General features: G+C 52.5%; 11 protein-coding genes. 2 read left to right on the top strand and 9 right to left on the bottom strand.

What is annotated here, in order from left to right; all coding sequences use genetic code 11:
• Window positions 1–76: 76 nt before the first annotated feature.
• From fusA to rpsL, 3 genes are all read right to left on the bottom strand, one after another.
• Window positions 77–2,203 (bottom strand): elongation factor G, encoded by a 2,127-nt coding sequence (fusA, locus tag QZ311_RS09215; protein ID WP_297066957.1) that lies wholly within the window; start codon window positions 2,201–2,203, stop codon window positions 77–79.
• A 58-nt stretch (window positions 2,204–2,261) separates the two neighbouring features.
• Window positions 2,262–2,738 (bottom strand): 30S ribosomal protein S7, encoded by a 477-nt coding sequence (gene rpsG, locus QZ311_RS09210; protein WP_123615515.1) that lies wholly within the window; start codon window positions 2,736–2,738, stop codon window positions 2,262–2,264.
• Between the two features lie 185 nt (window positions 2,739–2,923).
• Window positions 2,924–3,307 (bottom strand): 30S ribosomal protein S12, encoded by a 384-nt coding sequence (rpsL, locus tag QZ311_RS09205; RefSeq protein WP_016562585.1) that lies wholly within the window; start codon window positions 3,305–3,307, stop codon window positions 2,924–2,926.
• 397 nt (window positions 3,308–3,704) lie between these two features.
• Between rpsL and metG the strand changes: the two genes are divergently transcribed.
• Together metG and QZ311_RS09195 are read left to right on the top strand one after the other, a co-directional pair.
• Window positions 3,705–5,747 carry a methionine--tRNA ligase gene (gene metG, locus QZ311_RS09200; RefSeq protein ID WP_297066955.1) on the top strand — a complete coding sequence of 681 codons (2,043 nt, stop codon included), beginning with the start codon at window positions 3,705–3,707 and terminating at the stop codon, window positions 5,745–5,747.
• 178 nt (window positions 5,748–5,925) lie between these two features.
• Window positions 5,926–6,960 (top strand): asparaginase, encoded by a 1,035-nt coding sequence (locus QZ311_RS09195; RefSeq protein ID WP_297066964.1) that lies wholly within the window; start codon window positions 5,926–5,928, stop codon window positions 6,958–6,960.
• A 137-nt stretch (window positions 6,961–7,097) separates the two neighbouring features.
• Here the strand turns inward: QZ311_RS09195 and cysK are convergent, their stop codons facing one another.
• The 6 genes from cysK to QZ311_RS09165 all read right to left on the bottom strand — a co-directional run bounded on the left by cysK (window position 7,098) and on the right by QZ311_RS09165 (window position 15,108).
• Complete coding sequence (cysK, locus tag QZ311_RS09190; RefSeq protein WP_297066954.1) at window positions 7,098–8,033, bottom strand: cysteine synthase A; 936 nt, start codon at window positions 8,031–8,033, stop codon at window positions 7,098–7,100.
• A gap of 72 nt (window positions 8,034–8,105) precedes the next feature.
• On the bottom strand, window positions 8,106–8,816 hold the full coding sequence (radC, locus tag QZ311_RS09185) for a DNA repair protein RadC (protein ID WP_297066952.1): 711 nt from the start codon (window positions 8,814–8,816) through the stop codon (window positions 8,106–8,108).
• Between the two features lie 49 nt (window positions 8,817–8,865).
• Window positions 8,866–9,906 carry a glycosyltransferase gene (locus QZ311_RS09180; RefSeq protein WP_297066951.1) on the bottom strand — a complete coding sequence of 347 codons (1,041 nt, stop codon included), beginning with the start codon at window positions 9,904–9,906 and terminating at the stop codon, window positions 8,866–8,868.
• A 52-nt stretch (window positions 9,907–9,958) separates the two neighbouring features.
• Window positions 9,959–11,089 carry a carboxynorspermidine decarboxylase gene (gene nspC, locus QZ311_RS09175; protein WP_297066949.1) on the bottom strand — a complete coding sequence of 377 codons (1,131 nt, stop codon included), beginning with the start codon at window positions 11,087–11,089 and terminating at the stop codon, window positions 9,959–9,961.
• A 37-nt stretch (window positions 11,090–11,126) separates the two neighbouring features.
• A complete protein-coding gene (locus QZ311_RS09170; RefSeq protein WP_297066947.1) occupies window positions 11,127–13,463 on the bottom strand; it encodes a UvrD-helicase domain-containing protein in 2,337 nt (778 codons plus the stop codon).
• A 22-nt stretch (window positions 13,464–13,485) separates the two neighbouring features.
• Complete coding sequence (locus QZ311_RS09165) at window positions 13,486–15,108, bottom strand: C69 family dipeptidase (protein WP_297066945.1); 1,623 nt, start codon at window positions 15,106–15,108, stop codon at window positions 13,486–13,488.
• Window positions 15,109–15,558: the final 450 nt, after the last annotated feature.

Here is a 15,558-nt window from a genome sequence, read left to right as displayed (position 1 = left end):
ACCAAGTTGTAATCATAAGATTTAAGTTTGATTCTGATTGTTTGGTCCATATCTTTGTTGAATGAAAGTGTTTGTCTTACTTGATGAGGTCAACACGGCCCTGGCATTCGGTGAGCACGTTCTTTGTGATTGAGCTGCTTACCTCTGCATAGTGGCTGAATGTCATGGTTGATGTCGCACGGCCTGAAGTGATGGTACGGAGGGCTGTCACATAACCGAACATTTCGGCAAGAGGAGCCTTAGCCTTCACGATGCGTGCACCTGAACGGCTGGTTTCCATACCTTCAACCTGACCACGACGTTTGTTGAGGTCACCAATAACGTCACCCATGCTCTCTTCGGGAGTAACGACCTCTACCTTGAAGATAGGTTCGAGAAGCACAGGACCGGCCTTTTCAGAAGCCTTCTTGAATGCCTGGATAGCGCAGAGCTCGAATGAGAGCTGATCCGAGTCAACCGGGTGGAATGAACCGTCGATAACGGTCACCTTGAGCTGGTCAACGGGGAAACCTGCGAGCACACCGTTCTTCATAGCTGCTGTGAAGCCCTTCTGGATAGAGGGGATGAATTCCTTAGGAATGTTACCGCCCTTGACTTCATCAATAAACTGGAGGCTGCCTTCGAAGCCTTCGTCAACCGGCTCAACGCGAACGATGATGTCAGCGAACTTACCACGACCACCGGTCTGCTTCTTGAACACTTCGCGAAGTTCGACGGGCTTGGTGATTGCTTCCTTATAGGTTACCTGAGGACGGCCCTGGTTACATTCAACCTTGAATTCACGACGAAGACGGTCGATGATGATATCGAGGTGAAGCTCACCCATACCCGAGATGACAGTCTGGCCTGTTTCTTCGTTTGTCTCAACGCGGAATGTGGGGTCTTCCTCAGCGAGCTTCTGAAGACCGACACCGAGCTTGTCGAGGTCCTTCTGAGTCTTAGGCTCTACTGCGATACCGATAACGGGATCGGGGAATTCCATTGCTTCGAGAACAATAGGATGGTTTTCGTCGCAGAGGGTGTCACCAGTGCGGATATCCTTGAAACCAACGCCTGCACCTATATCGCCACAGTCGATTGATTCTTTAGCATTCTGCTTGTTTGAGTGCATCTGGAACAGACGGCTGACACGTTCCTTCTTGCCTGAGCGGCTGTTGAGGACGTAGCTACCGGCTACGACGTCACCGGAGTAGACGCGGAAGAAGGTAAGACGGCCTACATAGGGGTCAGTAGCAATCTTGAACGCCAGCGCACACATTGGAGCTTCCGAAGAAGGCTCACGGGTCTCGACCACATCGGCATCGTCAGGGTTAGTTCCTTCGACAGCTCCAGAATCAACAGGACTGGGAAGATAAGCGCAGACAGAGTCGAGAAGACACTGAACACCCTTATTCTTAAACGAAGAACCGCAAATCATGGGGACAACTTCCATCTTGAGGGTAGCGTTGCGGAGTGCACGACGGATTTCGTCCTCAGTGATGGTCGAGGGATCGTCGAAATACTTCTCCATGAGAGCATCGTCGAATTCAGCGATTTTCTCAAGCATCTTGTCACGCCATTCTTCAGCCTCGTCTACGAGTCCTGCGGGGATATCCTCGACAGAGTAGTCAGCGCCCATTGATTCATCGTGCCATAAAATAGCCTTCATCTTGATGAGGTCGACAACACCCTTGAAAGTTTCCTCTGCTCCGATAGGAATCTGGATAGGACAGGGATTTGCGCCGAGAACATCTTTGAGCTGACGTACCACCTCAAAGAAGTTTGCACCCGAGCGGTCCATCTTGTTGACATAACCGATACGGGGTACATTATATTTGTCAGCCTGACGCCATACGGTTTCAGACTGGGGCTCAACACCACCTACAGCGCAGAATGCAGCGACAGCGCCGTCGAGCACACGGAGTGAACGTTCAACTTCGACAGTGAAGTCAACGTGTCCCGGAGTGTCAATAAGGTTGATCTTGAACTGGTCTCCTGCATACTTCCAGAAAGTTGTGGTAGCAGCAGAAGTGATTGTGATACCACGTTCCTGTTCCTGCTCCATCCAGTCCATGGTAGCTGCGCCATCATGAACCTCACCGATCTTGTGGGTAAGACCGGTATAGAAGAGGATACGCTCCGAAGTGGTTGTCTTACCGGCATCGATGTGAGCCATGATACCGATATTACGGGTATATTTTAAATGTGCGTCTGATTTAGCCATTTTTGTTTTGTGAATCTAAATGTCCAATGAAAAATTTATTTCCGATTCAAACTTCGGCTTAGAAACGGAAGTGTGCGAAGGCGCGGTTAGCCTCGGCCATCTTGTGCATATCTTCCTTACGCTTGTAAGCACCGCCCTGATCATTGAATGCGTCTACGATTTCAGCAGCCAGCTTGTCAGCCATAGTCTTGCCGCCACGTTTGCGTGCATAGAGGATAAGGTTTTTCATCGAGATAGATTCCTTACGGTCGGGACGGATTTCGGTAGGCACTTGGAAAGTTGCACCGCCCACGCGACGTGATTTCACCTCCACTTGGGGAGTGACATTTTCGAGAGCTTTTTTCCAGATCTCAAGCGCGGTCTTCTCTTCGTTGGGAAGTTTTGCCTTCACGAGTTCGAGAGCAGAGTAGAAGATTGTGTACGAAGTATTCTTCTTGCCGTCATACATGAGGTGGTTAACGAACTTCGATACTCTCACGTCATTAAACACGGGATCGGGGAGAATCACCCGTTTCTTTGGTTTTGCTTTTCTCATTTTTTGAGCAAATGTTTTGTTTTTGGTTGCTTGGTTGCTGCATCTTTAATCTTCAACGGCCGCCCCTCCGGGGGCCATTTACTCAACCTTTGATGTTTTAGCCTTCCAATCAAATCAAAAACGAGGGGTTAACGACTCTGTTTTTAATTTAATTAATTGATTTTCAGAAAAGGAATGCGGTATGATTACTTCTTAGCAGCCTTGGGGCGCTTTGCACCATACTTGCTGCGACGCTGTGTGCGGTCCTTAACGCCGCTTGTATCGAGCGTACCGCGGACGATGTGGTAGCGCACACCGGGGAGGTCCTTCACACGACCACCGCGAACGAGCACGATTGAGTGTTCCTGAAGATTGTGGCCTTCACCGGGGATATAGCTGTTGACTTCCTTGCCGTTGGTGAGGCGCACACGAGCCACCTTACGCATAGCCGAGTTAGGCTTTTTGGGGGTGGTGGTATACACACGCACACAAACGCCACGACGCTGCGGGCAAGAGTCAAGTGCGGGTGATTTGCTCTTATCTTCAAGAGCCACGCGTCCTTTTCTTACTAATTGCTGAATAGTAGGCATCTTAGTTTATTTTGGTTTATTAAATAATGATTAGAAGTGTTTTCTTTTCTGATTATACACATCTGACACTATCTACATCACTGAATTTCAAATCATTAGCGATGCGATAACGACAGATTGCTCCTAAAAGCGTTGCAAAATTACAACTTATTTTCCTAACTGCCAAACATTTCCGCTTTTTTCTCAACAACTTCTTACCAATTCATATTTTTGCAAAAAATCAAGGATAGGTCTGAAGAGTTTTTTAAGGCAAACATCAGTTTTGATAGATATTTAAGCTGTAAACTGTCAAAAATTTTTCTCGTGCAGATGATATTTTCATTAAATATGCACTAATTTTGCACTTTAAAACAAGAATCACAACTTTTTTCGCATAATTTCATCTCAACGAACTATAATGGAAAAGAAATTCAAGCGCACTCTCATCACCACTGCCCTGCCCTACGCCAACGGGCCTGTCCATATCGGGCATCTTGCCGGAGTCTATGTACCGGCCGACATCTACGCACGCTATCTCCGCCTGCGCGGCGAGGACGTGGTCATGGTCGGCGGTAGCGACGAACACGGTGTGCCCATCACTCTGCGCGCACGCAAGGAAGGCATCACTCCTCAGGAAGTGGTCGACCGCTACCACACGATTATCAAGGAGTCGCTTGAAGAGCTCGGTGTCAGCTTCGACATCTATTCGCGCACAACTTCAAAACTCCACCACGAGACAGCTTCCGAATTTTTCCGCCACCTCTACGACAAAGACGAATTCACTGTACAGACAGCACTCCAGCCCTACGACGAGAAGACGGGCGAATTCCTCGCCGACCGCTACGTAGTCGGTACTTGCCCCCGCTGCCACAACGAGAACGCCTATGGCGACCAGTGTGAGGCATGCGGCTCGTCGCTCAACGTGACCGACCTCATCAATCCGCGCTCAGCCCTGACAGGCGAACCAGTCAAGATGCGCGAAACCACCCACTGGTATCTCCCACTCGACAAATGGGAAGGTAAGCTCCGCGAGTGGATTCTCGAAGGCCACAAGGAGTGGAAGACCAACGTCTACGGCCAGTGCAAATCATGGCTCGACGCCGGATTGCAGCCACGCGCTGTCAGCCGTGACCTCAAGTGGGGTGTCCCCGTGCCCGTAGAGGGAGCGGAGGGCAAGGTGCTCTACGTTTGGTTCGATGCCCCCATCGGCTACATCTCCAACACCAAGGAACTCCTTCCCGACTCATGGGAGAAATACTGGAAAGATCCCGAAAGCCGCATCATCAATTTCATCGGCAAGGACAACATCGTTTTCCACTGCATCGTCTTCCCCGCGATGCTCATGGCCTACGGCGACAACTTCCAGCTTCCCGACAACGTACCCGCCAACGAATTCCTCAACCTCGAAGGCGACAAAATCTCGACATCGCGCAACTGGGCCGTGTGGCTTCACGAATATCTCCGCGACTTCCCCGGCAAGCAGGACGTGCTCCGCTATGTGCTGACAGCAAACGCACCCGAAACAAAAGACAACGACTTCACATGGGCCGACTTTCAGGCAAGAAACAACAACGAGCTTGTGGCAATCCTCGGCAACTTCGTGAACCGTGCCGTCGTCCTCACACATAAATACTTCGGAGGCGTAGTTCCCGTGCGCGGCGATATGAGCGCTACCGACAGCGAAGTCTTAGCTGAACTCAACCGCATCAAGAGCGCCCTTTCCGAAGCCCTCGACACATTCCACTTCCGTGAAGCCTTGAAACAGGCCATGGAAATCGCACGCCTCGGCAACCGCTATCTGCAGGAGACAGAACCTTGGAAACTCGCCAAGACCGACATGACACGCACCGGGACAATCCTCAACGTGGCTCTTCAGCTCTGTGCCAACCTTGCAGTGGCCTTCGAACCCTTCATCCCCTTCTCGACCGGACGTCTCGCCAAGATGCTCAACCTCGGCGAACTCTCATGGGATATGTTAGGACAAACCGACCTCGTGGCCGAAGGGTCAGAAATCGCACCTGCCGAACTTCTTTTCGATAAAATCGAAGATGCCGAAGTCCAGAATCAGGTACAGAAACTCCTCGACACAAAGAAAGCTAACGAAATTGCTGCATGGAAGGCCCAGCCTCAGGCCGAGACCGTGGAATTTGACACATTCGCAGCCTGCGACCTCCGTGTCGGGACTGTGGTTGAATGCGAGAAAGTGCCAAAGGCCGACAAACTGCTCCGTTTCCTGATTGACGACGGTCTGGAAAAACGCACCATCGTTTCCGGCATTGCCAAATATTACAAACCGGAAGATCTCGTCGGCAAGCAAGTATGCTTCATAGCCAACCTTGCCCCACGAAAACTAAAAGGCATTGTTTCAGAAGGCATGATTCTATCGGCTGAGAATTCCGACGGTTCAATCGTGCTTCTTTCTCCGTCGGCAACAGTAGCCCCCGGAGCAAAAATCGGTTAGTCCACAGCTTTTGAGCATAAAGCTCTGACTAATCAACAGTTTCCAATACCACATAATTTTAAGGCCGGTGACGAGTCCGGAATTTTACCGCCGACTCGTTACCGTCCTTAAATTTCTAAAGCACATAAAAATTATACATCAAAAAGTTAACCTTTCCAACATATACCTTTACCCCATGATTCAGACACATAAACCCCGGCTTCTGATAATCTACACCGGGGGTACAATCGGAATGATCGAGAACCCGGAGACACACGCCCTCCAACCTTTTGATTTCAGCCACCTGATTGACAACGTACCCAAAATCAAAAAGCTCGATTATGAAATTGAGAACATCCAGTTCAATCCTATCGACTCAAGCGATATGGACCCGGCCGGATGGGCTGATATAGCGACCGCCATCGCCGACAACTACGACAATTATGACGGTTTCGTCGTTCTCCACGGCACTGACACCATGGCCTACACCGCCTCGGCACTGTCATTCATGCTCGGCAACCTCCACAAACCTGTCATCATCACAGGCTCACAGCTGCCTATCGGCGAAGTCCGCACCGACGGAGAGGAAAATCTAATCACCGCCCTACAGATTGCGGCGGCAACGACATTCGACGGTTCTCCCATGGTGCAGGAAGTAGCCATCCTCTTTGAAAACTATCTGTGGAGAGGAAACCGCTCGACCAAGATGAGCGCCGACAACTTCAACGCATTCAAGAGCAACAATTATCCCCAGTTGGCCAAAATAGGCCTTGGCATCCATTTTGCCGAAGAAGCTCTCTGGCGACCCAAAGAACGCAAGCCGCTTTCATTGAATACGGCTATGGACAGTGGAGTCATGTTCATCGACCTGCATCCCGGCATGACACAACAGACCCTCCGCTACCTGCTCCACACCCCCGACATACGCGGAATTGTACTGCGCACATATGGAGCCGGCAACGCCCCCACTTCCCGATGGTTTATTGAGGAAATCGCACAGGCAGTGCAGCGAGGCATCGTCATTGTCAACGTCACCCAATGCGTCAACGGTGGTGTCCACCACAGGCGCTATGTCGCAGGCGACAAACTTGCAAACGCAGGCGTTATCTCCGGCCACGACATGACCTCGGAAGCCGCCATAACAAAACTCATGTACCTTTTCGGACTTGGTCTGACACCTTCGGCAGTAGCCACACGCCTCGCAACAGACATCTGTGGAGAAGTGACACTCTGATCCGACAAACCAAAGCCCACATAACCCCATAAGAAAAAGCTGCCTTCATGCACAAAGTGAAGACAGCTTTTTTCTTATGGGGTTGTCTCTTATTCAGGGAGACTGTTTAAAATTTCATGTTTATTTTTTGACAGCCTCTAAGCTTCAGCAAAAAGTTCAGTCGAGAGATAGCGTTCACCGGTATCCGGGAGCAACACCACTATATTCTTGCCTGCATACTCCGGCATTCGTGCAAGCGACGTCGCAGCGTGGAGAGCCGCCCCTGACGAAATTCCTGCCAATATCCCTTCTGTACGTGCCAGACGGCGGGCAGCCTCATATGCCTCCTCATTACCGACTGTCACCACACGGTCAACCAAACTACGGTCAAACGTATCGGGAATAAAACCAGCTCCTATACCCTGAATTTTATGCGCACCCGGCTTTCCGCCGCTGATTACGGGCGAACAGGCAGGTTCGACAGCAACAATCTCAACGGCTGGATTCTTTGATTTGAGAAACCGTCCGACTCCGCTCACCGTGCCTCCCGTACCGACTCCGGCGACAAACACATCTACATGCCCCTCAAGAGCCTCCCATATCTCCGGACCTGTCGTGGCGAAATGAACAGCCGGATTTGCAGGGTTGGTAAACTGCCCGAGGATGACAGCTCCCGGAGTCGACATGCAGATTTCCTCGGCCTTGGCTATAGCACCTTTCATACCCTCCGCGCCTGCTGTGAGCACAATCCGTGCCCCAAGAGCCTCAAGGAGCTTACGGCGCTCTATGCTCATCGTCTCAGGCATTGTCAGTATGACCTTGTAGCCACGGGCTGCACCGACAAGGGCGAGACCGACACCGGTGTTACCGCTCGTCGGTTCTACGATTGTCGCACCGGGCTGCAATGCGCCCTCCTGCTCCGCAGTTCTTATCATGTTGAGCGCCACACGGTCCTTCACCGAGCCTCCGGGATTGAATGCCTCAATCTTGGCATAGACCGTTGCTAATGTTTTTTCTGATTTGTCATACTCTCCGAGTTTCACCAGCGGAGTATGACCGATAGTTTCAAGAATCGAATCTACGATCTTCTTCATAAATAAATAGTTTTGACGTTAAGATATATAGATAGCACTATTGCAGTATAACAACACCGACGGAATACCGGTTCATAGCCTCCCTTCGTCAGCATAGGAATAAGCTCTGTCACGCGCGATGATGACGTGGTCGAGGACACGCATGTCAAGATAGGCCGCCGCTTCTTTTATCTTTGAAGTAAGACGGTCATCCTCGACACTTGGCTTGGGATTGCCCGAAGGATGGTTATGGACGAGTATTAAGCCTGACGCAAGGCAATCGACAGCACGTTTCATCAACAGTTTCACATCGACAACAGTACCCGCAGTCCCGCCCTGCGAGAGACAGCGCCTGAATTTGATGCGGTTGCTGCGCGAAAGCATAAGCACCCAGAATTCCTCGTAATCGAGTCCTTCAAGCGACGGCGACATGAGCATCGCGACATCGGCACTCGACCTGATGGTCACTTCCCGGTTCTCGGCCATCTGCTCCCGGTTTCGTCGACCAAGCTCGAAGGCCGCGGCAAGACTCACAGCCTTGGCCGGCCCTACCCCTTTGTATTTCGACATCAGCTCATCCATGCTCAGACGGGCGAGATTATCGACCCGGTTGTCACAGTCGCGCAAAATCAATCGCGCGAGATCAATCACTGACACCCCCGGCAGACCGCCGCCGAATATCAGGCCGACAAGCTCCGCGTCGCTCAGCGCACGGATTCCGAGATTAAGGGCTTTTTCACGTGGCTTTTCGTCATCGCCGAGGTCGTGTATGCGACGGTTGGCGAAAGGGGAGAGAGTTTCCATAAGTGTTTAGTTTTAGATTTGTAGTGTGTTGAACATCATGTCCGGGCGGTCATTTCCCTTTGCGGATAAGAATTTCTTCCTCGACGTCACGCCCCCTTCCAAGTATGATTTTGATGAAATAGGCCTTGATAAAACCGCACCCGTAGCCACATATCTGGATTACACTCGCCGGCACAGCCTTGGCCGCTATGACAAGCGACCGGGTGCTTATGAGCGCCGTGACAAATATTGCAAGAAGATAGACAGCCAATGGAAGCAAGAACCACGGACTGACTATAACCGAAAGCAGCAACAACGCCACTCCGATGATTACCGCAATTGCCGGAAGCGCATGGACAGCCTTGAGCGAGCCTGGATAAAGCAGTTTGAGTGTGATGCGCGACATTCCGAAAACATAGACCTGACGCAGAAACTTACGGAAATCGACCCTGCGTTTGTGATAGACGAAAGCCGGACGGATAAGGGCGATGCTGAATCCGGCGTTACGGATACGCGTCGACATGTCAATATCTTCCGAAAACATCTCACGGAAGCCCCCTACCCTCTCGTAGACTTTTCGCGAATAGCCCATGTTGAACGTGCGCGGGACAAACTTCTCAAGACTGACTTTACCTCCGCGGATTCCGCCGGTGGTCAGAAACGAAGTCATGGCGAAATTGATTGCCTTCTGCGTAGTCGTAAACGATTCGTGAGCCGAGTCAGGGCCACCGAAACAATCCGTGGGATTTGCGTCAAGCTCGCGGGTAAGCACGGCGAAATAGTCGGGCGGAATGACACAGTCACTGTCAAAAAAGATGAAATATTCACCGTTCGCTCGCTCCAGTCCGTAGTTGCGGGCTATGGAACGACCTTCGTTCTCCTTGAAATAATATTTCACATCCACCCCTTCGGCCTCACGCACAGCATCGAGACATGGCGCGGTCGAGCCGTCCTCGACTATTATCACCTCAAAATTTTTAAGGCTTTGCCGGGAAAGGCTGTCAAGAAGGTCGCGCACTTCGTCGATACGGTTGTAGACGGGAACAATGACAGAGAATCGCGGACTCTTCTCCGCCGGATGACCGCCGATAGCATTTTGCGTTCTGTCCATAGCTGAAACGTAAGAATGTGAAAAATGGATAGGATATATTTTTTAGAGACCGTCAGCTCATACGGTGTTTGTAGTCCTCATAGGTAAACCGGCGCAGATAGGTGCAGTCGCCGTTGAGGTCACACATCACTATATCGGGATGCTGGATGCCGTTGAACATGGTTGTCTTTACGGTCGTATAGTGGTTCATGTCCTCAAGCGTGAGCCTGTCGCCTGCTTTCAGGGGATTTCTGAAACACCAGTCGCCAACGTAGTCACCGCTCAGACACGAATTGCCGCCGAGACGGTAGCGCGGAAGCCCTTCGGCCTCGTCAACACTCTCGGTGATGGCGGGTTTGTAGGGCATTTCCAGACAGTCAGGCATGTGACACGCGAAGCTCGCGTCGATGACGGCGGTCTTGATTCCCTGATTGTCGACAACGTCTAGCACTTCCGTGATGAGGTCGCCCGTGCGCCACATCCACGCGCTGCCCGGCTCAAGCACTACGCTCAGCCACGGATAGCGCGAACGGAAACCGCGGAGCACCTCTATCAGATGGGCCGTGTCATAGCCTTCGCGGGTCATGAGGTGGCCGCCTCCGAAATTCACCCATTTGAGCTGTGGGAAATAGCGACCGAACTGTTCTTCGAAAGCAGTGAGCACCTTTGCGAGATCATGGCTTGTGCTTTCACACAGAGCATGGAAATGAAGCCCCTCGATGCCTTCGGGCAATACTCCGCCGAGCTGTTCGGCCGTCACTCCGAAGCGCGAACCGGGCAGAGCCGGGTTGTACATCTCGGTCTCGATGACCGAACATTGCGGATTGACCCTCAGTCCGGGCGAAACTCCGGCTGCCAGAGTCCGCTCGCCGTAGCGTTCCCACTGGCTCAGGGAATTGAACGTCAGATGCGTCGCACGCGCGAGAAACTCCCCGATTGTCCGTTCGGTGTACACGGGGCAGTAGACATGCGCCTCACCCCCGAGCTCCTCATTGCCCAGACGAAGTTCATTGAGCGAGCTGGCTGTAAAATCACGGTTATACTCCCTGACCACCGGAAAACTCCGCCACAGGGCGTTGGCCTTGAAAGCCATGATGATATTGACCCCGGCTTCGCGCTCCACGCGTGTAATCAGTTCAAGATTCCTGCGCATGCGCTCTTCATATACTATATAATATGGTGTAGGTAGCTCAGAAGCTTTCATTTGTTCTATTCGATTTTTATGACATTGTTTAGAATATTCATCCGACTATGGCGAATTTTGCGAATTTCAGCATCAGAGTCCGCTCGTCGGTAGAATCAAACTTCACTGTGATGCGGGCGTCAGGGCCTGAACTGTCGATTTTGACAATCACTCCGCCTCCGAACTTGGCATGTTCGATACGCATATTCTCCGAAAGTTCCCCGACACTGTGGACGGCATAGCTGCCTCCGGCGGTCGGTGCTGTAGCTGTTCCGGCGACAGCCGGACGGCTTGGCGACAGCGGACGGCGGTCGGACATCGCTGGCGAACGCAGCGAATTCAGACTGCGGGCGCTCCCGGCCATAGAAGATGTGTAGTTGACAGTCGGACGGACCTTCGGGGCTGACGCTCCGAGCACGTCGTTTGTGGCAAGACGCAGGTATTCAGTGTCAATATCGCCGAGGAAACGCGACGGACGACACGCCACAGTCTGCCCGTTGCGGAAACGCGAACCGGCATAGCTGAGCATACAGAATTTGCGGGCACGCGTGATAGCCACATACATGAGCCTCCGCTCCTCCTCGATCTGAGCCGGAGAGTCCTGAGCCATAGCCGAAGGAAACAGTTCTTCCTCCACACCGACAACAAACACATTGTTGAACTCAAGACCTTTGGCCGCATGGACTGTCATCAGCGTGACGCGCTCTTCATTTCCGTCGGAGTTCGAATCCTGATCGGTGGCAAGCGACACTTCAGCCATGAAATCGGCAAGACCTGTCGCGCTGTTGCCCTCCTCGGTCCTTGTTTCGACAAATTCCTTCACACCGTTGAGAAGCTCCTGAAGGTTATCCTGCTTCGAGATGCTTTCGGGAGTGTTGTCATGGAGAAGCATCGCAAAAAGCCCGGTGCGGTCGATTATCTCCGTCGCGAGCGTGACAGCATCGTCTCCGCTGCGGTTGCTCTGCACGAACCCGGCTATCAGCCCTGCGAAGGCATCAAGCTTGCGCATTGTCCCGGCATTGAGACCGGCAGGATGTATGTCGGGCTCCTGAATGACGGTCCAGATGCTGACATTGTCGTCGATTGCACGACGGACAAGCTTATTGACCGTCGTCTCGCCTATGCCACGCGCGGGGAAATTGATGATGCGCTTCAAGGCCTCGTCGTCGTCAGGGTTGAGAGCCATACGGAAATAGGCTATGGCATCTTTCACCTCCTTGCGCTGGTAGAACGAAAGTCCGCCATAGATTCTATAGGGGACATTGCGCTTACGCAAGGCCTCTTCGAGCACACGGCTCTGGGCATTCGTGCGGTAGAGGATTGCAAATTCCTCGGCGCTGTCGCCCGACCTCATTTTGAGCTGAGAGACACGCGAGGCCACCTGATAGGCCTCCTCGAAGTCACTGTAGCATTTCACCACTTCGATCGGCGCTCCCTTCTCGTTCTCGGAATAGACCTGCTTCGGAATCTGGTCGCGGTTCTTGTCGATGAGCGAGCCGGCAGCGTTGATGATGTTGCGCGTAGAGCGGTAGTTGCGTTCGAGCTTGAAAGTCGACAGGTCGGCATATGTCTTGCGCAGGTCGAGGATGTTGCGGATATTAGCGCCACGAAACGAGTAGATGCTCTGCGCGTCGTCGCCGACGACACACAGCTTGCCACTCTCGCGGGTAATCTGCGTGACGATGACATGCTGCGCAAAATTGGTGTCCTGATACTCGTCGACAAGCACGTAGCGGAAAAATTCCCTATAGTGGCGCAGGACCTCGGGATTGTCGCGCAAAAGGACGTTCGTATAGTAGAGCAGGTCATCGAAATCCATCGCTCCGCTTGCGACACAGCGGTCACGGTAGGCACGGTAGACGGCATACATCTCCGGGCGCTTGGCACGTCGGTCGGCCTCGATCACGTCGCGGCTGATGGCATAGTCCTCCGGGGAGACAAGAGCGTTTTTCGCGCCGGAAATCGCCGAGAGCACGGCCGCAGGCTTATAGATTTTCTCGTCGAGCTGCATGTCTTTCACAATCGTCTTGACAAGCGACTTGCTGTCGGCCGAGTCATAGATGGTGAAATTGCTCTTAAAACCGATAAGCTCCGCATTGCTGCGGAGAATACGGGCGAATATCGAATGAAACGTCCCCATCCAGAGCTTCGAGGCTGTCTCACGGCCGACGAGTTCTTCGATACGCTCGCGCATCTCCCTCGCGGCCTTATTGGTGAAGGTCAAAGCCAAAATGCGCCAAGGCTCGAAGCCAAGGCGCAAAAGATGGACTATTTTATAGGTGAGCACGCGGGTCTTGCCTGAACCTGCGCCCGCAATCACGAGTTGAGGGCCGTCGCAGTATTCCACGGCAGCACGCTGCTGCTCATTGAGTCTGTCAAGATAGTTTTCTGTCATTTAATGCTTAGAGGGTGTTCCGTCACTTTATGAGGAGATGGTCGCCTGTCTGGTCGGCTATCGAACGGTAGTAGCGCTCGTCGTAGCCTCCATAGATCGGCGACACCGGCATTCCTTCGGGTGTGCGCTCGAACTTGCCGTCCTTCTCGCGCTTGATGTTTCCGTCCATGTATTTCACAAGCAGATAGTCGCCCAGATCCTTGTAGCGCTTCACATAGCGCTTCGAAGCGTCGGCCGAATGGGCGTTGAGGCGCTGGCGTGCCGTAGCGGCGTCCATAGAGGGAAGTTCGGCGATGAATTTGTCGACTTCGCCTTCGAGCGTTGCCTCCTCGGCCTTCTGCACCTTGCGGATATCGTCGATCATCTTGCTATACTGGTGATAGGCCTGATTGGCAACGTAGCTTGTCACCCAGAAGGCTGCGTCCCACGAGAGGGTGAGCAGGTCGCCGTTGCCGACTGCAAATTCGTGGGGGATGGAAGTGATGCCGTTGTACATGGGGACATACACGCAGGTGTTGGCATCATCAACGCCAAACCAGAGGATGCCGCGCATGAGTTCGGGATGAGCCGAGTTCATCTGCGACACGAACGAGAAGCCTGTCTGCTGGGTGGCGATGGCGCGTTCGTTGAGATACTCCTTGCCGTCGACCTTGAAAGTCATCGGACGCCAGCGGTAGGGAACGGCATACGGGCCTGCGCCGATGTCCTGAGTCATATCCATGGGAGTGCCTTCGAAATGGTCGCGCATCATCCACTTCATGTCGTTGACGCTGACTTTGCGGTTGGGCTTCACCCAAAGAGGGAAAGCCTCGCCCTCGCCGCGCATCACGTAGGGGAGATAGGCATCCATCCCGTCGGAGTAACGGTTGAAATAGCTCCAGACACGGCCGTCGCATCCGCGTGTGGCGGTAGCGTCTAGCTCGCCATAGGCCAGCGAGAAGCTGAAATCCTCGTCCTTGCCCTTGTAGTAGCCCATCTTGCGCGCGAAGTCGATGACATCGGGCGAATAGATGGTGTTTTCCTTATCGTTGAGGGGGAATTTGTGGATGCGCGGATGGTTGGCATGACCCGAGATGCAATCGTCGGGGATGCGGCGGGCCACCCACACAGCGCCCTTCTCCTTGCCACCCTTGCCTATGAGCTCCATGACCCAAGCTTCCTCAGAGTCGGCGATCGAGAATGACTCTCCGCTCGAATGATAGCCGTAGTCCTTGACGAGATCGGTCATGACCTTGATGGCCTCGCGGGCAGTACGCGCACGCTCGAGCGTCACGTAGATAAGCGAGCCGTAGTCCATGATGCCGGTTGTGTCGGCCAGTTCGGCACGGCCGCCCCATGTGCTCTCGGAGATGGTCAGGCCGTGTTCGTTCATGTTGCCTATGGTCGTATAGGTCTCGGCCACCTGCGGGATATCGCCGAGATACTTTCCGGTGTCCCACTCGACAATCTTGCGCACTTCGCCGGCAGCATGCTTGCCACCGGGGCGGTTATAGAGTTCGCCATAGAGCGTGTGGCTGTCGGCAGCATAGGTCACGAGGACCGAACCGTCGGCCGTGGCCTTCTTACCGGCGATAAGACTCGTACACGCAAGCGCCTCGACCGGCAACAGTGCCGCCATGGCCAGAAACAGGGATTTCATTTTCATATTTTTATAAGGTAATTGGTTTATCAGGCTGTGGATGAGATGTCGTTTATATTAAATCGGTATAGTCTCAGGCAAAGTTAAGAATTATTTTTACATTTTTGAATGATGTATCACTTTTTTTATCTAAAGTTTTGCTATTTCATAATTTATGTATAATTTTGCGTCAGAATTAGACTTTTAGCCTGATTTTGGAACTTTGTACGTTTTAAACCTGTTCTTTGATGCTTGCCGTGTATCGGCAAGCCACTCCCATCTTTTTCAGGGCTTAATGCCGCACAAAACATATGGATTAATTATTATACACAGCATCAGTAACTTCAAGACGAATGTCATGAGCGACATCTGCCATAACGCACAGACAATTTTACCCCCCCATTTGCTATAAAGTATTGGGAATCAAATATTTACCCCCCAGCCTGAAACCGGCCAAGGTTTCGGTTCGCGGGGTTT

Source organism: uncultured Duncaniella sp. (assembly GCF_910578445.1).
Classification (GTDB): domain Bacteria; phylum Bacteroidota; class Bacteroidia; order Bacteroidales; family Muribaculaceae; genus Duncaniella.
The sequence above is the reverse complement of the archived record's forward strand: the minus strand, read 5'-3'. Positions and strand labels throughout refer to the sequence as shown.

What these genes read in the sequence shown, in the direction of transcription:
- fusA (WP_297066957.1), bottom strand. Translation starts at nt 2,203, where the DNA reads ATGGCTAAATCAGACGCACATTTAAAATATACCCGTAATATCGGTATC.
- rpsG (WP_123615515.1), bottom strand. Translation starts at nt 2,738, where the DNA reads ATGAGAAAAGCAAAACCAAAGAAACGGGTGATTCTCCCCGATCCCGTG.
- rpsL (WP_016562585.1), bottom strand. Translation starts at nt 3,307, where the DNA reads ATGCCTACTATTCAGCAATTAGTAAGAAAAGGACGCGTGGCTCTTGAA.
- metG (WP_297066955.1), top strand. Translation starts at nt 3,705, where the DNA reads ATGGAAAAGAAATTCAAGCGCACTCTCATCACCACTGCCCTGCCCTAC.
- cysK (WP_297066954.1), bottom strand. Translation starts at nt 8,033, where the DNA reads ATGAAGAAGATCGTAGATTCGATTCTTGAAACTATCGGTCATACTCCG.
- radC (WP_297066952.1), bottom strand. Translation starts at nt 8,816, where the DNA reads ATGGAAACTCTCTCCCCTTTCGCCAACCGTCGCATACACGACCTCGGC.
- QZ311_RS09180 (WP_297066951.1), bottom strand. Translation starts at nt 9,906, where the DNA reads ATGGACAGAACGCAAAATGCTATCGGCGGTCATCCGGCGGAGAAGAGT.
- nspC (WP_297066949.1), bottom strand. Translation starts at nt 11,089, where the DNA reads ATGAAAGCTTCTGAGCTACCTACACCATATTATATAGTATATGAAGAG.
- QZ311_RS09170 (WP_297066947.1), bottom strand. Translation starts at nt 13,463, where the DNA reads ATGACAGAAAACTATCTTGACAGACTCAATGAGCAGCAGCGTGCTGCC.
- QZ311_RS09165 (WP_297066945.1), bottom strand. Translation starts at nt 15,108, where the DNA reads ATGAAAATGAAATCCCTGTTTCTGGCCATGGCGGCACTGTTGCCGGTC.